Below are 24,040 nucleotides of genomic sequence, written 5' to 3'. Positions count from 1 at the left end.
TGTATCAGGGCGTCCTTCGGGGCGCCCTTTTCGTTTCAGGCAACAACTCTGCGATAAAGATGCCATGTCGCATGGCCCAGGATCGGCAGCACCACCATCAGCCCCAGAAACCACGGCAGAAGCGCCAGCAGTGACAGCACGGCGATGATCATCGCCCAGACCAGCATCACAAAGAGGTTCTCGCGCACAGCCTTCATACTGGTCAGCATCGCGGTGACAAAATCCACCTCGCGGTCCAGCACCAAGGGCAGGCTCACCACGGTCAAAGAAAACAGCAAGAACGCCAGCACGGCCCCCACCCCCAGCTCAACCGCGATCATCATCAGGCCGCTTGGCGTCAGAAACACTTCCAGACTCTCGCTGATATTCGTCATCGTGGACAGCCCCATGAACAGCGCGAAAATCATATGCGCGAGAAAGGTCCAGAACAGAAAATAGATCACGATGATCGCGCCCAGCCACGGCAATTGCCGCGTGCGCTCGTTCCAGACGATCCCCAGAATACCGCGCCAATCAAGCGGCTGTCCCGCCTCCATCCTGCGGCTGACCTCATAAAGCCCCGCCGCCGCAAAAGGCGCGATCAGCGGAAAGCCAAGCGATGTGGCCAAGGTCCAGCTCACATGCCCTGCACCGACCCAGATCAGGACAAACCCGCCGATCACATAGACCGCGCTGAAAAACAGGCCGAACTGCGGCGCACGGCGGAAATCGCGTACACCCGCGCGCAAGACCGCCGTTATATCCGACAGTGTCAGGTGTCTCAGAACGACCGCTGGCTCTGCTTCTATGATGTCAATCTGTGCCATGCTGCCCCCAATTGTAGCACACCAAGGTCGTCACCGCGACGCCCTGCAATCTGCAAGCCCATCGGGCGTGCCCCCGCCATCGGCACTGCCACGCAAGGCAGCCCGATTAGGCTGACCGGTATGACCACCTCCATCCAGCGGTGATAGGTATCCATCTGGACACCGCCAATTTCTTTGGGCCAGTCCCACTCTACCGGAAACGGCCAACACTGCGCAGTTGGCAGAACAAAGGCGTCATAGCGGTCAAACAATTCATGGGCCGCACGGTACCAGTCGGACCGCAGGGTGCTGGCCCTTTGAATGGCAGCACCGGTCAGCGCACGGCCCTTCTCAACCTCCCACACGGCTTCGGGCTTAAGCAGATCCCGGCGTTGCGGATCGTCATAGATCGCGCCGAATTTCACCGCCTGATACCACGCGCGCAGCACCGTCCATGCCTCCCAGAGTGCCGCTGCATCAAAGGGGGGCGCGATTGCCTCGACGATACAGCCCATCTCCTCAAACCGTGCGACACCGGCCTGCGCGGCAGCCAAAACGCCCTCTTCCATCGGATAGGCCCCGCCCCAATCCGCCAGCCACGCAATCCTGCGGCCCGCGACATCCACATCGAGGTCATTCGAATAGTTCGCCTGCGGCAATCCAAAAGGCAGACGCGGATCGGGGCCGGACTGCACGCCAAGCAAAAGCGCCAGATCACGCGGGTTGCGCGCCATCGGGCCATTGGTTGAGAGCTGATGCATAAAGAGATCACCGCCGGGTGCTGCCGGCAACCGCCCCCACGTTGGCCGCATTCCGTAAACACCGTTCCACCCTGCCGGATTGCGCAGGCTGCCCATCGCATCGGACCCGTCCGCCAGACACACCATATGCCGCGCCAGTGCAACAGCCGCGCCGCCAGATGATCCCCCCGCCGAACAGCCTGGCAAAAGCGCGTTCTGGGTCGCGCCAAAGACAGGGTTATATGTATGGCTGCCCAATCCGAATTCGGGCGTATTGGTCTTGCCGATCACAATGGCGCCCGCGTCTTGCATCCGCTGCACCATGATCTCGCTTTCGGGTGCAATCTGTCCGGCGAAAAGCGGCGAGCCCTGCGATGTCGGCATCCCGCCCACATCGGCCAGATCCTTGACTGCTATGGGCACGCCATGCAGCGGCCCTTTGCTGGCAGACTGATCCGCGGCACGGGCCTCCTGCAAGAGCACATCCGGGTCGCGCAGCGATACAATCGCGTTGTACTGCGGATTCTCCGCATCAATCCGCGCGAGCGTCGCCTGCATCACGTCGGCGGCACTGAGCTCGCCACCCCGCAAGGCGGCGATCAGGTCATGCGCAGTCCATTCTAGAAAATCTCCCATGGGCTATCCAAGCGCGCAGGTGCGACTTTGGCAAGCACCAAGGTTATTCGGCGTTCGCTTCCGCGCGGCTTTTGCCGGAGACAGCCATCGCCAGTGTGGCCGCCATGAACCCGTCCAGATCACCGTCCAGCACACCTTTGGTGTCTGAGGTTTCATAGTTCGTGCGCAGATCTTTCACCATCTGATAGGGCTGCAGGACATAAGACCGGATCTGGTTGCCCCAACCCGCATCGCCGGCGTTCTCATGCGCCTCGTTCACAAGGGCCGAACGCTTGTCCAACTCGATCTGATAAAGGCGCGACTTCAATGCCTTCATTGCGATATCACGGTTCTGGTGCTGCGATTTCTCGGAGCTCGTCACGACGATCCCTGTGGGCATGTGCGTGATCCGCACGGCCGAGTCGGTGGTGTTCACGTGCTGACCACCCGCACCGGAGGACCGGTAGGTATCAATGCGGATATCCGAGGGGCTCACCTCGATCTCGATGTTGTCATCGACAACCGGATAGACCTTAACCGACGTAAAAGACGTGTGGCGCTTGGCGGCGCTGTCAAAAGGCGAAATCCGCACCAGACGGTGCACACCGCTTTCAGACTTCAACCAGCCATAGGCATTGTGTCCGCTGATCTTATAGGCGGCGGATTTGATCCCCGCCTCGTCACCGGGCTGTTCGGATTGCAGTTCAACCTTATAGCCCTTCTTTTCGGCCCACCGCACATACATGCGCGCCAGCATATTGGCCCAGTCACAGCTTTCGGTGCCACCGGCCCCTGCGTTGATTTCAAGGAAGGTGTCATTGCCGTCAGCCTCGCCATCCAGCAGGGCCTCCAACTCTTTCTTGGCGGCCTTTTCAGCCAGCGCGGTCAGAGCGGCTTCGGCCTCGGCGACGATCTCGGCGTCGTCTTCCATTTCGCCCATCTCGATCAATTCGATGTTGTCGGACAACTCGGTCTGGATGCTGTCATAGCCGGTCATGGCGTCCAGCAACAACTGACGTTCGCGCATCAGCTTTTGCGCACCCTCGGGATCATCCCACAGGGTCGGGTCCTCAACGCGCGCGTTGAATTCTTCCAAGCGGTGGGGCGCTGTTTCGCGGTCCATCCGCTGCGCCAGCAAGGCAAGCGACTTTTGAATGGCCGCAATGGTATTTTGCATTTCCGCGCGCATGGGGCACCTGTTGTTCGTCAATTATATTTGATGATGCGGTCTTAGCGCGCCCTTCGGAGCGCGACAAGCACATGGTCAGTAAAGACCACCCGAAGACAATGTCCCAAAGGTCGCCTTATCACCCACAGTCGCGGTCTCACCCGTTGATGTTGTCACCTGACGCTGTGCGGCCTGGGCTTCATCAAAGAGCGGCAAATCGGCCGCCATGGCAAAACCACCGTCAAACATGATGCCGAACAAAGGCTCTTCGCCGGGGCGGAAACATTCGCGCACGACATTATCGCCCGCAGCATCGTTGGGCAGGCGTGCACCGCTGAACCGGTCAATGTTGATGAACTGGCAATTGGCAGGCACACGGAACGAGCCCGAGCCGTACTTCTCGATCGCTTCTTGCATGAACCGGTTGAACACCGGCCCACAGAACCCGCCACCCGAGGCACCACGGCCCAAGGTGCGCGGTGTATCATAGCCGATATAGCACCCTGCGACGATATTAGACGAAAAGCCGACGAACCAGACATCTTTGGCATCGTTCGTGGTACCGGTCTTGCCCGCAATCGGCACAGGAAGGTTTACAGTGCCACTTGCGGTGCCGCGCTGCACAACGCCCTGCATCATCGACGTCAGCTGATAGGCGGTGATTTCATTCATCACACGGTCGCGGTTCGACATGATCCGCGGCCCGTCACCGGCAGGTAGATTGGCCTGATCGCAATCAAGACAGGTGCGCTGGTCGTGACGGTAGACCGTGTGGCCGTAACGGTCCTGCACGCGGTCCACCAGCGTCGGCTCGACCCGCTCACCGCCATTGGCGAACATCGCATAGGCGGCAACCATCTTGAACAATGTGGTCTCATCGGACCCGAGCGAGGCCGCAAGCACGCGGTTCATATCCTCGTAGACGCCAAAGCGTTCCGCATAGCGCCCGACCGTATCAATCCCGATCTCTTGGGCCAGACGGATGGTCATCAGGTTCCGCGACCGCTCGATCCCTGTGCGCATCGGTGTCGGGCCGTAAAACTGATTGGACGAGTTGCGCGGACGCCATGTGCCCTGCGGTGTGTTAATCGTGATCGGTGCGTCCACAATGATCGTGGCTGGCGAATAGCCGCTGTCCAAAGCCGCCGCATAGACGAAAGGCTTGAACGACGATCCGGGCTGGCGCTGTGCTTGTGTGGCGCGGTTGAAGACCGAGCTTTCATAGCTAAAGCCGCCCTGCATCGCGATCACGCGGCCGGTGTTGACGTCCATCGCCATAAACCCGCCCTGTACCTCAGGCACCTGCCGCAAGGACCAGCGTTCAAAATTGCCGTCCCCATCCAGCAGACGACGCACGTGAACCACATCACCGGGCGTGAAATTGTCAAAGAAATCACCCACCAGCCAACGGATATCGACGCGCGGCACCACAAAGGGTTCGTCTGCGGTCTCTTCCACGCCTTCAATGCCGATTGTCAGCGTGTTTTCGGCCACCTCGCGGATCACCGCCGGATACCACTGACCGTCCAGATCAATGCTGCGCGGCACAGTCAAACCGGCAAGGGCTGCGCGCCAGTCTTCTTCGCTGGCCAAAGCCTCTTGCGGGATCGTCAGTTCGGTGCCTCGCCAAGCACCCTGCGCGCGGTCATACTCTTCAAGTGCGCGCTGCAGGGAATGGGCCGCCGTCACCTGCAACTCGGGATCAATGGTCGCGCGGATCGACAAACCACCCGAGAAGAATTCCTCTTCCCCGAAGTTCTGGCTGAGCTGGCGGCGGATTTCATCAGTGAAATAATCCCGCTCCGGCAATGTCTCGCGGAAATCCTCATAGTCGCCGCCCTGCACAGACAGAAGCGGGGCTGCGCGCTCGGTCTCATAGGTCTCTTCGTCGATATAGCCGTTCTCGAACATCTCGCGCAGGGTGTTGTTACGCCAAAAGATAGCGGCGTCACGGTCGCGCACGGGGTGACGGTTGCTGGGCGCCTTTGGCAAAGACGCAAGATAAGCCGCCTCGCCCGGGGTCAGTTCGGTCAGAGGTTTGTTGAAATAGGTCAGAGCGGCAGCGGTCACGCCAAAACTGTTCTGGCCCAGAAAAATCTCGTTCAGGTAGAGCTCCAGAATACGCTCTTTGGGCATTGCGCCCTCAATGCGTACCGCCAGAATGATCTCTTTGATCTTGCGCTCAACCGAACGTGATCCATCCAGAAGGAAATTTTTCATCACCTGCTGGGTGATCGTAGACGCCCCGCGCAGGTTTTCGCCGCGCGATTCCACCGCATCCACAAAGGCCGACACCATACCCATGGCATCATAACCGCCATGTTCGTAGAAGTTTTTGTCCTCGGCAGAAATGAAGGCCTGCTTGACGATATCGGGGATTTCCTCAGCGGGTGTGAACAGGCGGCGCTCGACGGCAAATTCGTCGATAATCTGCCCTTCACCTGAATAAATCCGACTGATTGTCTTGGGTGTGTACTGCGACAGGGTCTCGTAACTCGGCAAATCGCGGCCATACATGTAGAGCACAGCACCAATCGCCAGCGCCCCCATAAAGGCCCCAAGCGTCAGCAGTGTGAACAAGCCGCCAAGAAAAGAAAAGATAAAGCGCAACACGAAAGGGAACCCAGTCCTGATAATTTCACCGACCGTTATACGCGCTCACACCCCTAGGGTCAAAAGGCCAAATGCCGCTTTCGGCCAGAAGGTGCCGGCAAGATGGTCACTTTTTGAACAGGCATTGCTATCGCATCATGCCATGTGCATATCGCCCCTATGCCAGCAAATGATGTCATTCCCACCTACGAACGCATTGGCCACATCTGGGCCAAAAGCCGCAACCGCAGCCTGATGGAAAAGCAGTGGCTGGACCGTTTTCTGACGACAGCCCCCCGCGCAACAGGCGCGGTCCGCGTCCTTGATCTCGGGTGCGGGTCAGGCCAGCCAATGGCGACCTATCTTGCCGAACGGGGGGCGGTTTTAACAGGTGTCGATGCGACCGACACCATGACACGGCTTTATGCACAAAACCTGCCAAAGGCGCAGGTGATCAAAGAAGACATGCGCAGCCTGAACCTCGATCAGAACTTTGACGCCATTCTTGCGTGGAATAGTTTCTTCCATCTTGGCGCAGATGACCAACGGGCGATGTTTGCACGGTTTGCCGCCCATAGCGCCCCTCTTGCAACGCTGATGTTCACGTCCGGCCATATCGCAGGCGAGGCGATAGGACAGGTCGCAGACGCGCCGATCTATCACGCCTCCCTTGATCCAGCCGAATACCAAACGCTATTGGCGGACAACGGATTCAAGGTTCTCCGTTACACGTCTGAGGATCCGACCTGCGGGCATCATACGATCTGGCTGGCGCAATTCACCGGCACCTAGCGGGCCAACAAAACCACCGTATCGCGGATCGCGCGGGCAATCCGTGCCCGTCCTTCGGGGGTTGCCAGAAACGCGCGGTCCTGCGCATTCGACAAGAACCCCGCCTCGATCAACACGCTGGGAAAGCCCGCAGCCGTTAACACCACAAACTGCCCCTCGCGGCGCGGACGCGAATTCATCGGAACACCCTGCGCCTGCATCGCTGCTGCAAGTGCGTCGGCAATCCGCACGCCCTCTGGCCCTGTCCGCGCGCGCGCCAAGTCCATCAGCGTGGTCGCCACGCGGTCCTCGGCGTCGTTCAGATCAACACCCGCCAAAAGATCACCGCGCTCATGCCGTTCGACGATCCGCTGTGCTGCAGCATCGCCACCATCGGATGAAAGCGTATAGACCGAAGCGCCCCGCACATCCGCGTCACCCAAGGCATCCGCATGCAACGACAGAAACAGATCCGCCCCCACCTGCCGCGCAAATGTCATTCGCGCTGAAAGCGGGACGAACACGTCATTCTCGCGGGTCAGCACCGCCTGCACCCCCTCTTGCGTGTTCAACATAACCGCAAGCTCTGCTGCAAGGATCAGCATCAGATCAGCCTCTTTGATCCCGCCCTGATAGGCCCCGGGGTCAATGCCGCCATGTCCGGGGTCAATCACCACGATGAAATCCTCGCTTGCGGCAAGGGCCGCGGCGGCATCGGGATCAAACCCTGTCACGACATCCCAGCCCGGATCAGGTGGCGCGCCTGCGGCGGCGGCAAATTCTTCGGCGCTTGCACGCTCCAGCACGATTGTCAGATCAGCGCCCGCATCGGTGCGCACCATACCCGCCTCGGTAATGACGAGGGGTTCGGCCAGATCAACCACCATCCGCGACCACCCGGGGCGCAGCGGGCCAAAGCGCACATCTGTTGCCCGATCCCCCGACAACAGCGCAGCGGCATCAAGCCCCGCAAACGAGGCCCCTTCCACATCCAGTACCAGACGACGCGGGTCATCCAGCGTGAACACGCGGTATGGCGTGATCCGGTCCAGCCCGATGGCAACCTCAAGCGTCCACCAGCCGTCGCTGACACTGGTGCGCTCGGGGTCAACCGTCACCTGAGCGGTGGCCAGATTGCCGATAAAGAGGAAAGACAGCAGCCAGCGGATCATGCCCGCCGCCCCTGCATGAACCGCGCCAGCCGGTCCAGCCCTTCGGTGATATCCGCCGTGGAGCGCGCATAGGAAAACCGCAACCAGTGGTGGCCGCGTGCGGCATCAAAATCGAGTCCCGGCGTGACCGCAACACCCGCTTTCTCTAGAATCTCATCTGCAAAAGCCAAGGCATCATCGGTGTATTCCGACACATCCACATAGACATAAAATGCCCCGTCAGGCGGCGCGAAACGGGTCAGGCCAGCGGCCTGCAACCCCTCAATCATCAGCGCCCGATTGGCGCGGTACACGGCCTTGTTGGCCTCAAGCTCATCGGTGCAATCCATCGCATGCAACGCCAGCCGCTGGGCGGCATGGGGCGCACAGATGAACATGTTCTGCGCCAGACGCTCGACCTGCCGGATGTGGTCCTCGGGCACAATCATCCAGCCCACGCGCCAACCGGTCATCGAGAAATACTTGGAAAAGGAATTCACCACATAGACGTCATCGGTGACCTGCAACGCCGAAACAGGGGCCACGTCATAATCAATTCCGTGATAAATCTCGTCCGAGATAAAGGCCGCCCCCTGTGCCGCACAGGCCGCCGCCAGATCCGCCAAACCGTCACGATCCAGCATCGTCCCCGTCGGGTTCGCGGGCGAGGCGACGATCAGCCCGTCCAGATCATGCGCTGCCACATCAGCAGGTGCCGGCTGAAAACGCTGCGCAAATGTCGTGGGAATATCAATCGGGGTCAGGCCCACAGCCCGCAAGATCTGGCGATAGGACGGATAGCACGGCGTGCCCAGCCCGACCCGCGCATCATTGTCAAACAAGGCCGAAAACGCGAGCAGGAACGCCCCCGACGCCCCGCTGGTGATCACCACGCGCGCCGGATCAAGCGTCACCCCGTACCATTCGGCGTAATGCTTCGCGATCCGCTCTTTCAACTCCGGCAGCCCCAGCGCCACCGTGTAACCCAAAGGATCCGCCAGATCGTCAATCAACCGCGCCTTCGCCGCCTCCGGCGCACCGGTGCCCGGCTGGCCCACTTCCATATGGATGATATGCCGTCCTGCCGCCTCGGCCTGACGCGCAGCCTCCATCACGTCCATCACGATGAAAGGATCGACATTCCCTCTGTCTGAGCGTCGCATAGCCTGCCTCTTATGTTTGGGTGCCTGTTTGCCCCTGTCTGGCGGTCAAGGTCAATGGCCCGCTAGAAAGCCGCGGAAAGCGGCACCAGAAAATCATGGATCTGCCGCGCCTTTTGCGACACTTGCGCGCCGATCGCTGCGGGATCGGCCACGTCACTGGCCCATGTCGCATTGACGGCCAAAGTTGCATTGATCGCCATCACTGGCATCCGGCACAGCCCCGCATCACAATAGGCGACAACAGGTGCCTGATTGGGAAAGGGCGGCTGCACCTGACAGCTGACTGCGCCGGTTGGCGCCAGTGCACAGAGGTAATCCTCTCCGCGCGTCACCGTCATATTGGGATTATAGACCGCCGCCAGATGCGCCGCCGCCGCCACTTGCGCTTCGGTAAAGGCATCAGGCCAGAGCGCGACGCGCAAGTCGCGCAGTGCAATCCCCGCCGCCGCAGGATCATAGGCAACCTCGGCAACCACAGGGATCGGATTGCCGCGCCCGTCCACCGCCAGATCACGTACATCACGGCAAAGGGTCTGCGCTGTCAGAAGCAAGGGCGCACCATCAAACCCTTCGGCGCGCAGCACAATGCCGCCACGATAAGTCACGCCATCGCCGCCTGTCAGGCCAAAATCCACAAAACGGTGAAAATCAGGGCAGGTTTGCGCAGATGCGGCAGAACTGCCGAGCAGCAAAACCAGCAAGACAGGCAGGCCGCGCAACCTGCGCCTACTCCGCTGCTGCGGCTTGCGCTTCCAGTTCAGCGGCCTTTTTCTCGACCTGTTCGACGATATGATCGACCATATCTTCGTTGGATTGCTTGTGGCTCTGCTTGCCTGCAAGATAGACCATCCCGGACCCTGCCCCGCCGCCCGTAAAGCCCACGTCGGTCATCAGCGCCTCTCCGGGGCCGTTCACGACACAGCCGATAATCGACAGCGACATCGGTGTTTTGATGTGCTCAAGACGCTTTTCAAGCGCCTCAACCGTCTTGATCACATCAAATCCCTGCCGCGCACAGGACGGACAAGAGATAATGTTCACACCACGGTGGCGCAGGCCCAAAGACTTCAGGATCTCATAACCGACCTTCACCTCTTCTACCGGATCGGCAGAAAGGCTGACACGGATCGTATCACCGATCCCCATCCAGAGCAGATTTCCCAGCCCAATCGCCGATTTGATGGTGCCAGAGGTCAAACCACCGGCTTCGGTAATGCCGAGGTGGATCGGCGCGTCGGTGGCATCGGCCAGCTGTTGATAGGCGGCGGCGGCCATGAACACGTCAGAGGCTTTGCAGGAGATTTTGAATTCGTGGAAATCATTGTCTTGCAGGATTTTGATATGATCCAGCCCGCTTTCGACCATCGCATCGGGGCACGGCTCACCGTATTTATCCAGCAGATGCTTTTCGAGCGAACCCGCGTTGACGCCAATACGGATGGAACAATTGTGATCACGCGCTGCTTTGATCACTTCTTTGACGCGCTTTTCATCGCCAATATTGCCCGGATTGATGCGCAAACAGGCCGCACCCGCCTCTGCCGCCTCTATGCCACGTTTATAGTGAAAATGGATATCCGCCACGATCGGCACGGACACTTCGCGCACAATCTCTTTCAAGGCAGCGCTTGACGCCTCATCCGGCACAGAAATACGCACGATATCGGCACCGGCATCGGCGGCGGCCTGCACCTGCGCGATGGTTGCTTTGACATCCGTGGTCAGCGTGTTCGTCATGGTTTGCACGGTAATCGGCGCATCCCCCCCGACGGGGACATTACCCACCATGATCTGGCGCGACTTGCGGCGGTAGATATTGCGCCACGGACGGATATGGTTCAGAGACATGTCAGATCGACTTTCAGATGCGTTAGCGTTGCGCCCAACCTATGTCGGCAGGCGCACATCATCAAGCGACAGTCGCGCTATTCCTCTGCGACAACCTCGGCCACATTCACGATTTCGGCGAGATCATCATCTGCGCTTAGATCCGCAACAGCATAAGTCTGTGTCAGATTGTCGGTGCTCAAAGCCACATTGGACGTCACAACACCCGATGGACCAACAGGGCCGTAATGCACGCCGTTGACGGCAAAATACATGGCGCCACTTTCACCAACACGCAGCGTTGCAGGCTCTTCGGTCGCGGGCACAACAAAGTTTTGTCCCGGCTCCATCACGCCCTCATAGATGATTGTCCCGTCAGCCGCCCGGATGCGCACCCACGCGGGACGCACGGCGACAAGCTGAAGTTCCGGCACGTTAGGCGCCACCACCTGAACAGGCGGCACAGGCTCGCCAGTTTCGGCTTCTGCCAGCTGTAAATCAGGCGACAATGCGCGGTCTTCTTGCGGCAGGATCGCGCCGATACTTTCACGCCGCAACGTGGAAATCGGCGCATCCCGCGCAACCAACACAGGCACATCAAGCGCTTGTGGGCGATAAAGGCGGTCCAAAGACTGCGCGGAGGGTGCTTCAAATCCGGCCAAAGCGTCGCTTGGCTCGATCGCATTTGTGGCACCGGCCAGCGGATCAAGATCAGAAACAACAACAGGTGTTTGCTCAACAGGCGCGAACTGGACCTTCTGCACTTCCTGCAAAACGGTCCAACCGCCAAAGCCCAACCCGCCAATCAACGCGACCAGCACCAGCACAGAGCCAATAGCGCGGGGTTCAATACCCGCCAGCATCGCGTCACCTGCCGGCACAAAGGGGGTCGCGGAGGCGGAGAAAATATCCTTGCCAAGCGGCACACCCGCAGGATCATAGGTCTTGCCCTTCAGTGAAGAGGCCTCAGCCGACATACCGTGGGCGGTGGCGAAACCGCTTTCGGCACAAAAACCTGCAAAAGCCTCTTCGGGGTCCATGCCAAGGTATCGCGCATATGAGCGCACGTAGCCTGCGATAAATCCAGGTGTATCAAAAGCAGAAGGATCGGCGTTTTCAATTGCGGCGATATAGGCGGCCTTGATCTTCAGTTCACGCTGCACATCCAACAGGCTCTTGCCCATCGTCGCACGCTCTCCACGCATCACGTCGCCCAGACGCAGGTCGTAGGCGTCAAAGCCTCTTGCCTCTGCGTCCCCCGACGCGTCTGCACGCTTGAAGGTCTTCCCGATCATCGACTGTCCCGTCGCTTAATGCCCCTAAGCGCCTACCGTCCAACGAATCGAAACAATGCCTGCGCCCTCCAAGACGTTAGCACGTCTCATAAAGTTATGCACAGGTGTATATAGTGTTAACCGGCCAAGTCAGCACGATTCAGCGCACAATGTGACCACAAACCGTCCAAAGCGCCTACTAATGCATCCATTTCGCGCGGCCCATGGACCGGCGACGGGGTGAACCGCAAACGCTCGGTGCCACGTGGGACAGTCGGAAAATTGATCGGCTGCACGTAGATCCCGAAGTCGGACAGGAGCATATCGGACAGCTTCTTGGTATGCACAGGGTCCCCTACGATCAACGGCACAATATGGCTGCCATGATCAATAATCGGCAGGCCCATCCCCTTGAGCCGCAGCTTGAGGATTTTCGCCTGTGTCTGGTGTTGCGCGCGCAGTGCCTGATCTGTCTTCAGATGCGCCACGGATGCCGCAGCACCTGCTGCAACAGCAGGCGGCAGCGATGTCGTAAAGATGAAGCCCGGCGCATAAGAGCGGATGGCGTCACACATTTTTGCGCTGGCGGCGATGTAGCCACCCATCACACCATAAGCCTTGGCCAAAGTGCCGTTGATAATATCAATCCGCCCCATCAGGCCATCACGCTCGGCCACGCCAGCCCCGCGCGGTCCGTACATGCCCACTGCATGTACCTCGTCGATATAGGTCAGTGCGCCGAATTCATCAGCCAGATCGCAGATGTCCTCGATCGGTCCGAAATCGCCGTCCATCGAATAGATTGATTCAAACGCGATCAGCTTTGGCGCATCAGGATCATCAGCCGCCAGAAGTTCACGCAGATGGGCCACATCATTATGGCGGAAAATCCGCTTGGCGCCCCCGTTGCGGCGCACACCTTCGATCATCGACGCATGGTTCAGTGCGTCGGAATAGATAATCAGACCCGGAAACAGCTTTGGCAGCGTGCTCAGCGTCGCATCATTCGCGATATAAGCCGAGGTAAACAGCAGCGCCGCTTCCTTGTTGTGCAGGTCGGCCAGTTCGGCCTCGAGACGCTTGTGATAAACCGTTGTGCCAGAGATATTGCGTGTCCCGCCCGACCCCGCGCCGGTGGCCTCTATTGCCTCGTGCATGGCGGCCAGAACGACAGGATGCTGCCCCATACCCAAATAATCATTCCCGCACCACACGGTAACTGGCGCCTCTGATCCGTCAGGCTTACGCCACGTCGCATGGGGGAATTGACCGCGTTTGCGCTCGATATCAATGAAGGTCCGGTAGCGACCCTCAGTGTGCAACCGTTCGATCGCAATGTCCAACTTGGCGTTATAATCCACGTCTTTCGTCCTCTTTGTCGGACCAAAAGCCACTTTTTGCAGCGGTTTTTGAATCGTTCTAAGCGTCATATAGGGCACAACCGCACGGGACAAGCCGTTACAAAGTGTCACCCCCCTTTGCGTCCCTTTTTGAAGGGCACCCCCCGCGGGTTCATTGATCTGCATCAACAACTTTCCATGTCTCCTCAAACTTCGGGGTGAGCGCGAGGGGCAGCGCCCCTTTCAGCGCCCCCATTGACCTTGCGCCGGTTTCCGACAACCCTGCGCCAAAATCCTAAATATGAGGCCCGTTATGACCCTAGACCCCGTCCTTGCACGGATCGACGCAGATCTCCCCCAAGCCACAGAGCGCCTGTTTGAACTGCTGCGCATCCCCTCGATCTCGACCGACCCTGCTTTCAAGGCAGATTGTGACAGGGCCGCTGACTGGCTTGTGGCGGATCTGAAATCCATCGGTTTTGACGCCTCCAAGCGCCCGACACCCGGCCATCCGATGGTCGTCGGCCACTCCGGCGGGGACGCAGCGCACTTACTGTTCTACGGACACTATGACGTGCAACCCGTTGATCCACTTGAGCTTTGGGACAACGACCCTTTTGATCCCCGCATCGAGGAAACGCCAAAGGGCAAGGTTATCCGCGGTCGTGGTACCGCGGACGACAAAGGCCAGCTGATGACCTTCGTCGAGGCCTGCCGTGCGTGGAAAGCCGTACATGGCACCCTGCCCGCCAATATTTCGATGTTCTTTGAGGGCGAAGAGGAATCCGGCTCACCCTCACTGACACCATTCATGGAAGAAAACCGCGCCGAGCTCACCGCCGATATCGCGCTGATCTCGGACACCTCGCTCTTCGACGAAAACACACCCGCGATCATGACGCAACTGCGCGGTCTCTTGGGCGAAGAGCTGACCATCACAGGCCCAAGCCGCGACCTCCACTCGGGCATGTACGGCGGGGTCGCGATGAACCCTGCCCGCGTGCTGGCGCGCATCATTGCGGCACTCCACGACGATGAAGGCCGGATCACCGTGCCCGGTTTCTATGAAGGCGTACCCGAGCTTTCGAACGAACTTGCGGCCGCTTGGGACGACCTGAAATTCGATCACGAAAGCTTTCTGGGCGAAGTCGGTCTCTCCGAGCCTGCAGGCGAGAAAGGCCGCCGCCCGCTGGAAATGATCTGGTCACGTCCCACCTGCGAGGTGAACGGGATCTGGTCGGGCTATACCGGCGATGGCTTCAAAACCGTGCTGCCGTCCAAGGCCTCCGCAAAGATCAGCTTCCGGCTTGTCGGCACACAAAACCCCCACGAAATCCGCAAAGCCTTCCGGAAAATGGTGCAGGATATGCTGCCTGCCGATTGCAGCGTCAGCTTCAAAGACCATGGCGCGAGCAAGGCCTCGGTGATGACCACCACGCATCCGGCCTTTGCACAGGCCCGCAAGGCGCTCTCGGATGAATGGCCGAACGCGGCGGCCTTTACCGGCGGCGGCGGGTCGATCCCGATTGCGGGGCACTTCAAGGAAATCCTTGATATGGACACGATGCTGATCGGTTTTGGCAAAGACGATGACGGGCTGCATTCCCCGAACGAGAAATATGACCTGTCGTCCTTTCACAAAGGCATCCGCAGCTGGGCACGTATCCTGCACGCAATGACAAGCTAAAATAGTGCGGGGGCATGATCCGTTTGACATGCCCCCGCATTCGCCCATGTTAGGCGGATGAGTAATGCATCACGCCCCCCGTATATGAGCACATCCCCCTACCACCCGGCCGCTGACCGTTATGACAAAATGGTCTACCGCCGCTGTGGCAATTCGGGCGTGCAACTCCCCGCGATCAGCCTTGGCCTGTGGCACAATTTCGGCGAGGACACGCCGCACGCCACCAAACGCGCTATGTGCCAGACGGCCTTTGATCTGGGGATCACGCATTTCGATCTGGCCAATAACTATGGCCCGCCCGCAGGATCGGCGGAAGAGGCCTTTGGCGACATCCTCAAAACCGATTTCAACGGCCACCGCGACGAACTGATCATTTCAAGCAAAGCAGGCTACGACATGTGGCCCGGCCCTTATGGCGAATGGGGATCGCGCAAATACCTGATCGCCTCCTGCGACCAGTCACTGAGACGGATGGGGCTGGATTATGTCGATATTTTCTATTCGCACCGTTTTGATCCCGATACCCCGCTTGAGGAAACCATGGGCGCGCTTGATCATATCGTGCGCTCGGGCCGCGCGCTCTATGCGGGCATCTCCAGCTACAATTCCCAACGGACCCGCGAGGCAGTGGCGATCCTGAAGGACCTTGGCACACCCTGCCTGATCCACCAGCCGTCCTACAACCTGCTGAACCGCTGGGTGGAACATGACGGGCTCCTGGATACACTGGATGAGCTTGGCGTCGGCTCCATCGCCTTCACACCATTGGCGCAAGGCATCCTGACGTCAAAATATCTGGGTGGCATTCCCGAAGGCAGCCGGGCGACACAAGGTAAATCGCTGCTCGACGGCATGATCAACGAAAGCTCGCTGGCGAGCGTGCGCGCACTCAATGACATGGCACAGGCACGGGGGCAAACCCTTGCGCAAATGGCCATCGCATGGGTTCTGCGCGGCGGTCGCGTGACCACAGCACTGATCGGCGCGTCACGGCCCGAACAGATCATTGATTGCGCTGGTGCCATCGACAACCTCGACTTTACCGAGGCTGAGCTGAAACAGATCGACGAGATCAGTTCCGAGGAAGCGATCAACCTCTGGGCCCGCTCGTCGGAGTTGGATTAAGCGCGCGTCAAAAAGAAGGTGGGCCATGACCCACCTTTTAAGCAGCAACTTGGGAAAATGGCGCGGTTGACGGGGCTCGAACCCGCGACCCCCGGCGTGACAGGCCGGTACTCTAACCAACTGAGCTACAACCGCGCGTAGGGGGCGGAATAGTCGTGGATGCGCGGGGCGTCAACGCCGAATCTTCATCGCAGTGCGGTTTTTCCAAAATGGTCTGGCGGAATTTAAATCTTGTTCAGACTTGACCGCGCGCGGTGCGTTAAACTGCGCGGATGTCCGCATCTGTGTGTACAGGCTGTGTACGGATGCTGTACCGCCTGTGCACCGGACTTTTGCCAGGAAAATAACGGTAAACGCAGTCCAACGCCACGGTGCCGCCAAGGGCGTTGCGTCATCTTCTGATCGGTGGGGGGAAGGCAGTGGCGCGGTTGACGGGGCTCGAACCCGCGACCCCCGGCGTGACAGGCCGGTACTCTAACCAACTGAGCTACAACCGCGCATCTGCTTGTCCAGCAAGCGCTGGACGTGCGCTGCTTCTAAGTGCGCAAACCCGCCCCGTCAAGCGCCCTTAACGCTTAGGCAGCGGAATAAATTCCGTGTCATCACCGGGGGGCAATTGAAAGCGGCCATTCTGCCAATCTCCGGCACGCCAGGCCTCTTTCGCCTCCTCAATCCGCTCTTTGCTCGACGCCACAAAATTCCACCAGATATAGCGCTCGCCTTCCATGGTCGCCCCACCCAGCAACATCACACGGGCGCCCCACGGCCCCGCTTTCATGCTGATCCGGTCACCGGGACGGAAGGTGACCATCTTGCCCTGATCAAACACCTGCCCTGCGATTTCTACTTCACCTTCAAGAACATAGGCCCCACGGTCTTCGTGGTTGTCCGGCAGCGGCATGGCCGCATAAGGTTCCAGCACCGCGTCAAGGTAGAACATTTCAGACGGCGTCTCGACCGGCGCGCGTTCGCCGTAAGCCTCGCCCATAATCAGGCGTACCTGTTTGCCCTCGCCTTCCAAGAACGGCAATTCCGCTTTGGGCGCATGGATAAATCCCGCTTCGCGATCCTCGGCCCCTTTGGGCAGCGCGATCCATGACTGGACGCCAAACATCCGCTGCGGCTTCATCCGCTGGATCCCGTCAACGCGTTCCGAATGGGTGATCCCGTGACCTGCCACCATCAGGTTCACATCACCCGCTTCGATCCACTGGTCCGTCCCCAGACTATCGCGGTGATGAATGGTGCCGCTATGCAGATAGGTGACGGTCGCCAAGCCGATATGCGGATGCGGGCGCACGTCAATGCCCTCGCCCGTCAGAAATTCAGCAGGGCCCATCTGGTCAAAGAAGATAAAGGGGCCGACCATCTGCCGACGCGGCGCGGGCAAAGCACGCCGCACTTCAAAACCACCAATGTCACGCGCGCGCGACACGATCACAGTGTCGATCGCATCAATCGCGTCACCGGTCGGATTATGGGCATTCAGTGTTGGGTTCCAGCTCATATCTGCACTCCATTCCTACGTTACCAACAAGATAATTGGTGCGAAAAATTAAGATAGAGCGCCCGGCGAAGGGTCTATGTGCGCAGATGCGCAGAACACATCCGTGTAATCGCAATTTGCATTTTATGGGAAGGAATGGTGGGTGATGAGAGGCTCGAACTCCCGACATCTTCCGTGTAAAGGAAGCGCTCTACCAACTGAGCTAATCACCCGATGCGGCATCATTTAGACGAGTGTTCAGGGTAGTGCAAGCCTATTCCAAGAGGAATTGTTCGCCATCTTTCAGGTGATATACGCGGCCCTGCCCGCCGTGGCTGTGACGCTCGGCATGCGCCTTTTCGCCAACGACCAACACACGGATCATACTGCTGGTAATCCCATGCGTGACAAGGACGGCAGGCCCTTTCAAATCAGCAAGAAACGCACGGCACCGCAGTTTGAGCCGTGCAAAACCCTCGCCATTCGGGGCGATTTCATATTGTGATTGATAGGGGTTGGTTGGCATCGGCAGTTCATCCCGAAGACGGCCCGACCAATCGCCGACACCGATCTCGCGCAAACGATCATCTGTCCGAATATGATCAGCAATTCCGGCCAAAGCGATTCCCGCTGTTTGGAACGCCCGCCCCTGCGGGCTGCTGATAAAGACAAAATCGCCCAGATCACGCATCGCAAGAATTTCTCTTTGCTTTGCAGCATCGCGCAGGCCCTTCTCGGTCAGCGGCGAATTCAGCTCCCCCTGCATCCGGTTCTCGGCGTTCCACATCGTTTGGCCGTGGCGCAGGATATAGAGTTCAGGATACCGCATCGCTGGCCCGCATCAGGCGTCGTCAGAAGCGGCCTCGGCAGCAACCGTGGCATCCTTGGGCGTGCGCAATTTCAACGTGACAACCGCAGCACCGCCATCAAGCGGTTTTGTCTTGACCACGCGCAGCTTGCCCAAAGGCGGCAAATTCACAACTGCGCCCTCGCGCAGCGCTTCGCCCAAGACCGCGAGGGCGGCCTCAACGGCAGGTTTGACATCCCGCTTTTTGAGGTTCGTACGCGCCACAACCGCATCAAGAAGCTCCGGCTTTTTCAGCGTTCCGTCCTCGGTCTTTGCGGTTTCCGGCGTTTCTTTTGGCTGACGTGCCATGTGCATTCGTCCCTTTCATGTGTTGCGAGCATTACGTCCTTTGCGGCCAGCAACGTCAAGCGGATAGCGCATGCAAAAGGCGCCCCCGCAAGCAAGGGCGCCTTTGTCTTTCATCAAATTAGTCCGCAGTTAGTGCGCGCGCGCCACTTCACCGCCACCTTGCGCCTTGAGCGCGGCGGCGGCGGCCTCTTCGGCGGCCTCGTCCCACTCAATCGCCTCGGGCTTGCGGACCAGTGCGTGCTCCAGCACCTCGGACACATGGGTGACAGGGATAATCGTCAGCCCCTCTTTCACGTTATCCGGGATTTCCGGCAGGTCCTTGGCGTTGTCCTGCGGGATCAACACCGTGGTGATACCCCCACGCAGCGCCGCCAGCAGCTTTTCTTTCAAACCACCGATTGGCATCGCGTTGCCGCGCAAAGACACCTCGCCGGTCATGGCGATATCCTTGCGCACCGGAATACCCGTCAGCACCGACACAATGGATGTCACCATCGCCAGACCCGCACTTGGCCCGTCCTTCGGTGTCGCGCCATCCGGTACGTGAACGTGAATGTCGATGGTATCGAACTTTGGTGGCTTCACCCCGATCTCGGGCGCAATCGAGCGCACGTAGGATGAGGCCGCATCAATCGATTCCTTCATTACATCGCCCAGCTTACCGGTAGTCTTCATCCGGCCTTTACCCGGCAGGCGCAGCGCTTCGATGTTGAGAAGCTCGCCACCCACAGAGGTCCATGCCAGACCGGTAACAACACCAACCTGATCGCTTTCCTCGGCAAGACCAAAGCGGTGCTTTTCGACCCCAAGGAAGTCAGACAGATTTTGGGCTGTGACTTCAATCACGTCGGCTTCTTTCTTGACGATCTTGGTCACGGCCTTGCGGGCCACTTTCGCCAATTCACGTTCCATGTTCCGCACGCCGGCCTCACGGGTATAAACCCGCACCATCGCCAGCAAGGCGTCATCAGACACCGAGAATTCCTTGGCCTTCAAACCGTGGTTTTTCATGACCTTGGGCAGCAGGTGTTGCTTGGCGATTTCCACCTTTTCATCCTCGGTGTAACCCGAGAGCGAAATGATCTCCATCCGGTCCAAAAGTGGTCCGGGCATGTTGTAGGAGTTCGCCGTCGTCAGGAACATCACGTTCGAAAGGTCATACTCGACCTCGAGATAGTGATCGACGAATGTGCTGTTCTGTTCCGGATCAAGCACTTCAAGCATGGCAGATGCAGGGTCACCACGGAAGTCCTGGCCCATCTTGTCGATTTCATCGAGCAGGATGAGCGGGTTCGTGGTTTTCGCCTTTTTCAGCGCCTGAATGATCTTGCCGGGCATCGAACCGATATAAGTCCGGCGGTGACCGCGGATTTCACTTTCGTCACGCACACCACCCAGACTGATGCGGATAAACTCGCGCCCGGTCGCTTTGGCGACAGATTTGCCCAAGCTTGTTTTACCCACACCCGGAGGGCCGACCAGACACATGATCGGGCCCTTGAGCTTGGCTGAGCGCTGTTGCACCGCAAGATACTCGACAATGCGCTCTTTGACCTTCTCAAGACCGTAGTGATCCGCATCAAGGATCGCCTGCGCTTTGTGCAGGTCCTTTTTCGTGCGGGATTTGGTGCCCCATGGCACGCCAAGGATCCAGTCCAGATAGTTGCGGACAACAGTGGCTTCGGCGCTCATCGGCGACATGTTCTTGAGCTTTTTCAGCTCGGCATCCACCTTTTCGCGGGCCTCTTTGGACAGCTTGGTCTCGGCGATTTTCGCCTCAAGCTCATCAACCTCGTTCTGGCCGTCCTCGCCATCGCCGAGTTCTTTCTGAATGGCCTTCATTTGCTCATTCAAATAGTACTCACGCTGGGTGCGCTCCATCTGGGATTTCACACGCGTCTTGATCTTTTTCTCGACCTGCAGCACGGACATTTCGCCCTGCATCATGCCAAAGACCTTTTCCAGCCGCTCGGACACGGAAAGCGTTTCCAAAAGCCCCTGCTTTTGTTCGACTTCAATACCCAGATGACCGGCAACAAGGTCCGCCAGTTTCGCAGGTTCGGTCGCATCGCCGACAGCGGCCATGGCCTCTTCAGGGATGTTTTTCTTGACCTTCGCATAGCGCTCGAACTCGGCCGAGACATTGCGCACCAGTGCTTCGATTTCGGCAGGGTCGCCATCGGTTTCGGTCAGATATTCACATGACGCCTCGAAGTAGCTGTCATTGGCGACAAAACCTGTGATTTTGACGCGCGCACGGCCTTCGACCAGTACCTTTACAGTACCGTCTGGCAGTTTCAGCAGCTGCAGCACATTAGCCAGCACGCCTGTCTTGTAGATGCCGTCCTCTTTGGGATCGTCCTCACCGGGGTCGATCTGGCTGGACAGCAAAATCTGCTTGTCGTCCTGCATCACCTCTTCAAGGGCGCGGACAGATTTATCGCGGCCCACGAAAAGCGGCACGATCATATGTGGAAACACCACAATGTCGCGCAACGGCAGGACGGGATAGGATGAACTCAACGGTTCTTGCATGCTCTTTTCCTTTTCTCGGCAAGACGCGCCGGTCCCGCTTTAGCGGCAACATGGGGCGTCTCCTCTTGGGATCAATATGTGGGGTGACCTGCCAGAGGTTTCAACTCAATGATCACCTGTTGCGCGCAGATTGCCTGTCCCATGATGTGACCGCAAGCTGCAAAGACGAAAAGTTTTCCGCAAAATGTGCGATGCTCGGGGCACGTCGCCTGTCGTAACGTTAGGTTTTCTCGGCAAGCCACGCGCAGACGGACCCTGCGACACGCGTGTCCATCGGCTGAGATAATTGTCTTTTGTAGTCCATAAAACCGAACTCTGAGGTCGCACGCAAAAGATGCGACAAATCGTCAATCTGTGCCAGACGCGCCTGCGGGTTCATTCGCGCGATGTCTGCTGCATCTGCAGGCGGGCACTGACAGTCACGTCCGGCAGCCAAAACCAAGGTCGGGCGCTGGTTGGTCCGGTGAAGCGCTGCGACATCAGCCGTCAGGAAATCACGCAACCAGCGCGCCGGAACACGTTTTCCCGCCAGCCAGACGAAATCGGAATTGCCACCGAGCACGCGCGCAATCAGCTTTTCCTGTAGCGCCACAGGACCGCCAAACACCTTGGTGATCAACCGTGCGACCAGCCCCGTGAGGCCCTTCAGACCCGCAACATCGGTTTGCGCGTTTCGCGCCTGCCAGCGCAACAAATCCGGACCGGACGTCAGATAAGGACAGAGCAGCACCAATCCGGCAACATCGGCCTGGGCCGCAGCAGCGGGCGCAATGGCGGTTCCTTCGGAGTGACCACACAGATAAATGGGCCCCAGCCCTTGGGCCTGCACCCACGCGATGCATGCTACGAGATCGGCCACCATCTCAGACTGCCGCAAGCGTTTGAAATCCCCGCCAGAGGCGCCGACGCCACGTTTGTCATACCGCAACGACGCGACGCCTATCTCAGCGAACGCGTCCGCCAAGGTATTGAAGATATTCAGCTTCGCGCCCTTGCTGTTCTCATCCCGATCCATCGGGCCAGAGCCGTGCACAAAAATGACCACCGCTTTGGCCGCATCCGGAACCACCAGTGTTCCCGCAAGTGTCACGTCACTTGCATTAATGAGAACCGATGACTGGGTCACAGCGGCGGGACGTCCCCCAAAGCGCGGGTCGCATGGAATTCGGCCTCCCAATCTGCAAAGCGGCCTGCGGCAATCGCATCGCGCATCCCCTGCATGATCTCCTGGAAGTAATGCAGGTTATGCCACGTCAGAAGCATACCGGAAATCATTTCCTGCGCACGGAACACATGATGCAGGTACGCACGCGAGTAATGCGAACAAGCAGGACATGTGCAGTGTTCATCCAATGGTCTTGGATCATCAGCATGGCGCGCGTTCTTGATGTTGATCACACCGCGGCGGGTGAACAACTGGCCTGTGCGGCCGGACCTGCTGGGAAGCACACAGTCCATCATATCAATCCCGCGTTTGACAGCACCCACGATATCGTCGGGCTTACCCACGCCCATCAGATAGCGGGGTTTATCGACGGGCAATTGGTCAGGTGCGAAATCAAGCACGCCGAACATCGCCTCCTGCCCTTCGCCCACGGCCAGACCGCCGACGGCATAGCCATCAAACTCGACCGCTTTCAGCGCTTCGGCACTCTGCGCGCGCAGGTCTTCTTCCAAGCCGCCTTGCTGGATTCCAAAAAGCGCATGTCCCGGCCTGTCACCGAAAGCATCGCGCGACCGCTGCGCCCAACGCATCGACAATTCCATGCTTTCCGCGATCCGCTTGCGATCAGCAGGAAGTGCCGGACATTCGTCGAAACACATCACGATGTCGGACCCGAGCAGTTTTTGAATTTCCATCGACCGTTCGGGCGTCAGTTCATGCTTGGACCCGTCAATATGGCTTTTGAACGTCACGCCTTTCTCAGTCAGCTTGCGCAACTCGGCCAGGCTCATGACCTGAAAACCACCGCTGTCGGTCAGGATCGGTTTGTCCCAGTTCATGAATTTATGCAGCCCACCAAGGCGGTCGATCCGCTCGGCTGTGGGGCGCAGCATCAGGTGATAGGTATTGCCGAGCAAGATATCCGCGCCGGTCGCGGCCACGCTTTCAGGCATCATTGCCTTGACAGTGGCCGCGGTGCCGACAGGCATAAATGCGGGCGTGCGGATATCCCCGCGCGGGGTTGAGATTACGCCGGTGCGGGCTTTGCCATCAGTGGCGTTCAGGGCGAATGAAAAGCGTTGGGTCATACGCCCCTCTTCCCCGATATCGCTGAATTTGCCAAGGGGCTTCGGTTTTTGGCAGGCCTCCTTCGGATGAGTAACCCCGCAAGATCAATCTGGGCGCATCAGGCGCCTGTTGCCCGCTGAGGGAAACGATGGGCAGAGCAGAAATGCAGACCCAAATGCTGCTTCTGGCGGCGGAAACGTGGGGAATTACGGCAGAAAACGTGCGAAAATGCGGCCAAAAAGACATGATTACAAGTAGTTACTAGCCTTTAGGTCAGGTGTACTTCATGCATAAAAATGGTTAACCATAGAACATTGCTTATCAAAATTAGCCTTTCGAATAGAACGCAGCGCCTTATGATGAGTAAATGTCTTTCAGTTATTCCTGAAATT

At 58.7% G+C, this 24,040-nt stretch carries 19 protein-coding genes and 3 tRNA genes; 3 read left to right on the top strand and 19 right to left on the bottom strand.

The window, feature by feature from the left end; all coding sequences use genetic code 11:
- Window positions 1-35: 35 nt before the first annotated feature.
- From B0B09_RS02145 to B0B09_RS02130, 4 genes are all read right to left on the bottom strand, one after another.
- Complete coding sequence (locus tag B0B09_RS02145) at window positions 36-806, bottom strand: DUF2189 domain-containing protein (protein ID WP_076658176.1); 771 nt, start codon at window positions 804-806, stop codon at window positions 36-38.
- Window positions 785-2,161, bottom strand: a complete 1,377-nt coding sequence (locus B0B09_RS02140) for an amidase (RefSeq protein ID WP_076658175.1) — start codon at window positions 2,159-2,161, stop codon at window positions 785-787. Before B0B09_RS02140 ends, B0B09_RS02145 begins: the two co-directional genes overlap by 22 nt.
- 43 nt (window positions 2,162-2,204) lie before the next feature.
- The gene (gene prfB / locus B0B09_RS02135) at window positions 2,205-3,329 is read right to left on the bottom strand and encodes a peptide chain release factor 2 (protein WP_055292520.1); all 1,125 of its coding nucleotides are present in this window, start codon (window positions 3,327-3,329) and stop codon (window positions 2,205-2,207) included.
- Between the two features lie 75 nt (window positions 3,330-3,404).
- Complete coding sequence (locus tag B0B09_RS02130) at window positions 3,405-5,921, bottom strand: penicillin-binding protein 1A (RefSeq protein ID WP_076658174.1); 2,517 nt, start codon at window positions 5,919-5,921, stop codon at window positions 3,405-3,407.
- Window positions 5,922-6,080: 159 nt separating this feature from the next.
- Here B0B09_RS02130 and B0B09_RS02125 point away from each other — a divergent pair, with 159 nt between their 5' ends.
- Complete coding sequence (locus tag B0B09_RS02125; protein WP_076658173.1) at window positions 6,081-6,692, top strand: class I SAM-dependent methyltransferase; 612 nt, start codon at window positions 6,081-6,083, stop codon at window positions 6,690-6,692.
- Here the strand turns inward: B0B09_RS02125 and B0B09_RS02120 are convergent.
- The 6 genes from B0B09_RS02120 to hemA all read right to left on the bottom strand — a co-directional run bounded on the left by B0B09_RS02120 (window position 6,689) and on the right by hemA (window position 13,447).
- Entirely contained in the window at window positions 6,689-7,843 is a 1,155-nt protein-coding gene (locus tag B0B09_RS02120; protein ID WP_076658172.1) for an N-acetylmuramoyl-L-alanine amidase, read from the bottom strand. The two genes, B0B09_RS02125 and B0B09_RS02120, sit on opposite strands and share 4 nt — an antisense overlap.
- Window positions 7,840-8,985 (bottom strand): pyridoxal phosphate-dependent aminotransferase, encoded by a 1,146-nt coding sequence (locus B0B09_RS02115; protein WP_076658171.1) that lies wholly within the window; start codon window positions 8,983-8,985, stop codon window positions 7,840-7,842. Before B0B09_RS02115 ends, B0B09_RS02120 begins: the two co-directional genes overlap by 4 nt.
- A gap of 62 nt (window positions 8,986-9,047) precedes the next feature.
- The gene (locus tag B0B09_RS02110) at window positions 9,048-9,704 is read right to left on the bottom strand and encodes a hypothetical protein (protein WP_076658170.1); all 657 of its coding nucleotides are present in this window, start codon (window positions 9,702-9,704) and stop codon (window positions 9,048-9,050) included.
- Window positions 9,705-9,711: 7 nt separating this feature from the next.
- A complete protein-coding gene (gene ispG, locus B0B09_RS02105; RefSeq protein WP_076658169.1) occupies window positions 9,712-10,833 on the bottom strand; it encodes a flavodoxin-dependent (E)-4-hydroxy-3-methylbut-2-enyl-diphosphate synthase in 1,122 nt (373 codons plus the stop codon).
- Window positions 10,834-10,910: 77 nt separating this feature from the next.
- Window positions 10,911-12,107, bottom strand: coding sequence for a helix-turn-helix domain-containing protein (locus B0B09_RS02100; RefSeq protein ID WP_076658168.1), 1,197 nt, complete (start codon window positions 12,105-12,107; stop codon window positions 10,911-10,913).
- A 116-nt stretch (window positions 12,108-12,223) separates the two neighbouring features.
- Window positions 12,224-13,447, bottom strand: a complete 1,224-nt coding sequence (hemA, locus tag B0B09_RS02095) for a 5-aminolevulinate synthase (protein ID WP_076659738.1) — start codon at window positions 13,445-13,447, stop codon at window positions 12,224-12,226.
- A 292-nt stretch (window positions 13,448-13,739) separates the two neighbouring features.
- Here hemA and B0B09_RS02090 point away from each other — a divergent pair, with 292 nt between their 5' ends.
- Entirely contained in the window at window positions 13,740-15,113 is a 1,374-nt protein-coding gene (locus B0B09_RS02090) for a M20/M25/M40 family metallo-hydrolase (RefSeq protein WP_076658167.1), read from the top strand.
- An 84-nt stretch (window positions 15,114-15,197) separates the two neighbouring features.
- Window positions 15,198-16,238: an L-glyceraldehyde 3-phosphate reductase gene (mgrA, locus tag B0B09_RS02085; protein ID WP_076658166.1), complete on the top strand. Its 1,041-nt coding sequence runs from the start codon at window positions 15,198-15,200 to the stop codon at window positions 16,236-16,238.
- 58 nt (window positions 16,239-16,296) lie between these two features.
- Here the strand turns inward: mgrA and B0B09_RS02080 are convergent.
- From B0B09_RS02080 to tgt, 9 genes are all read right to left on the bottom strand, one after another.
- A tRNA-Asp gene (locus B0B09_RS02080) sits at window positions 16,297-16,373 on the bottom strand.
- A gap of 285 nt (window positions 16,374-16,658) precedes the next feature.
- Window positions 16,659-16,735 (bottom strand) — tRNA-Asp (locus B0B09_RS02075).
- A 71-nt stretch (window positions 16,736-16,806) separates the two neighbouring features.
- Window positions 16,807-17,745, bottom strand: coding sequence for a pirin family protein (locus B0B09_RS02070; RefSeq protein ID WP_076658165.1), 939 nt, complete (start codon window positions 17,743-17,745; stop codon window positions 16,807-16,809).
- Window positions 17,746-17,881: 136 nt separating this feature from the next.
- A tRNA-Val gene (locus tag B0B09_RS02065) sits at window positions 17,882-17,957 on the bottom strand.
- 41 nt (window positions 17,958-17,998) lie between these two features.
- Window positions 17,999-18,553 carry a histidine phosphatase family protein gene (locus tag B0B09_RS02060; RefSeq protein WP_076658164.1) on the bottom strand — a complete coding sequence of 185 codons (555 nt, stop codon included), beginning with the start codon at window positions 18,551-18,553 and terminating at the stop codon, window positions 17,999-18,001.
- Window positions 18,554-18,565: 12 nt separating this feature from the next.
- The gene (locus B0B09_RS02055) at window positions 18,566-18,880 is read right to left on the bottom strand and encodes an HU family DNA-binding protein (protein ID WP_076658163.1); all 315 of its coding nucleotides are present in this window, start codon (window positions 18,878-18,880) and stop codon (window positions 18,566-18,568) included.
- Between the two features lie 129 nt (window positions 18,881-19,009).
- Window positions 19,010-21,415, bottom strand: a complete 2,406-nt coding sequence (gene lon, locus B0B09_RS02050) for an endopeptidase La (protein ID WP_076658162.1) — start codon at window positions 21,413-21,415, stop codon at window positions 19,010-19,012.
- A 220-nt stretch (window positions 21,416-21,635) separates the two neighbouring features.
- Window positions 21,636-22,541 (bottom strand): alpha/beta hydrolase, encoded by a 906-nt coding sequence (locus tag B0B09_RS02045; protein ID WP_131824982.1) that lies wholly within the window; start codon window positions 22,539-22,541, stop codon window positions 21,636-21,638.
- A complete protein-coding gene (tgt, locus tag B0B09_RS02040) occupies window positions 22,538-23,668 on the bottom strand; it encodes a tRNA guanosine(34) transglycosylase Tgt (protein ID WP_076658160.1) in 1,131 nt (376 codons plus the stop codon). Before tgt ends, B0B09_RS02045 begins: the two co-directional genes overlap by 4 nt.
- Between the last annotated feature and the right edge of the window lie 372 nt (window positions 23,669-24,040).

The sequence above is a fragment of the Yoonia rosea genome, assembly GCF_900156505.1.
Classification (GTDB): domain Bacteria; phylum Pseudomonadota; class Alphaproteobacteria; order Rhodobacterales; family Rhodobacteraceae; genus Yoonia; species Yoonia rosea.
Note: the sequence above shows the minus strand (reverse complement) of the source record. Positions and strands in the feature narration are given on the sequence as shown.

Coding starts and splice junctions, on each gene's coding strand:
- B0B09_RS02145 (WP_076658176.1), bottom strand. CDS start 806: ATGGCACAGATTGACATCATAGAAGCAGAGCCAGCGGTCGTTCTGAGA.
- B0B09_RS02140 (WP_076658175.1), bottom strand. CDS start 2,161: ATGGGAGATTTTCTAGAATGGACTGCGCATGACCTGATCGCCGCCTTG.
- prfB (WP_055292520.1), bottom strand. CDS start 3,329: ATGCGCGCGGAAATGCAAAATACCATTGCGGCCATTCAAAAGTCGCTT.
- B0B09_RS02125 (WP_076658173.1), top strand. CDS start 6,081: ATGCCAGCAAATGATGTCATTCCCACCTACGAACGCATTGGCCACATC.
- B0B09_RS02120 (WP_076658172.1), bottom strand. CDS start 7,843: ATGATCCGCTGGCTGCTGTCTTTCCTCTTTATCGGCAATCTGGCCACC.
- B0B09_RS02115 (WP_076658171.1), bottom strand. CDS start 8,985: ATGCGACGCTCAGACAGAGGGAATGTCGATCCTTTCATCGTGATGGAC.
- ispG (WP_076658169.1), bottom strand. CDS start 10,833: ATGTCTCTGAACCATATCCGTCCGTGGCGCAATATCTACCGCCGCAAG.
- B0B09_RS02100 (WP_076658168.1), bottom strand. CDS start 12,107: ATGATCGGGAAGACCTTCAAGCGTGCAGACGCGTCGGGGGACGCAGAG.
- B0B09_RS02090 (WP_076658167.1), top strand. CDS start 13,740: ATGACCCTAGACCCCGTCCTTGCACGGATCGACGCAGATCTCCCCCAA.
- mgrA (WP_076658166.1), top strand. CDS start 15,198: ATGAGCACATCCCCCTACCACCCGGCCGCTGACCGTTATGACAAAATG.
- B0B09_RS02070 (WP_076658165.1), bottom strand. CDS start 17,745: ATGAGCTGGAACCCAACACTGAATGCCCATAATCCGACCGGTGACGCG.
- B0B09_RS02060 (WP_076658164.1), bottom strand. CDS start 18,553: ATGCGGTATCCTGAACTCTATATCCTGCGCCACGGCCAAACGATGTGG.
- B0B09_RS02055 (WP_076658163.1), bottom strand. CDS start 18,880: ATGGCACGTCAGCCAAAAGAAACGCCGGAAACCGCAAAGACCGAGGAC.
- lon (WP_076658162.1), bottom strand. CDS start 21,415: ATGCAAGAACCGTTGAGTTCATCCTATCCCGTCCTGCCGTTGCGCGAC.
- tgt (WP_076658160.1), bottom strand. CDS start 23,668: ATGACCCAACGCTTTTCATTCGCCCTGAACGCCACTGATGGCAAAGCC.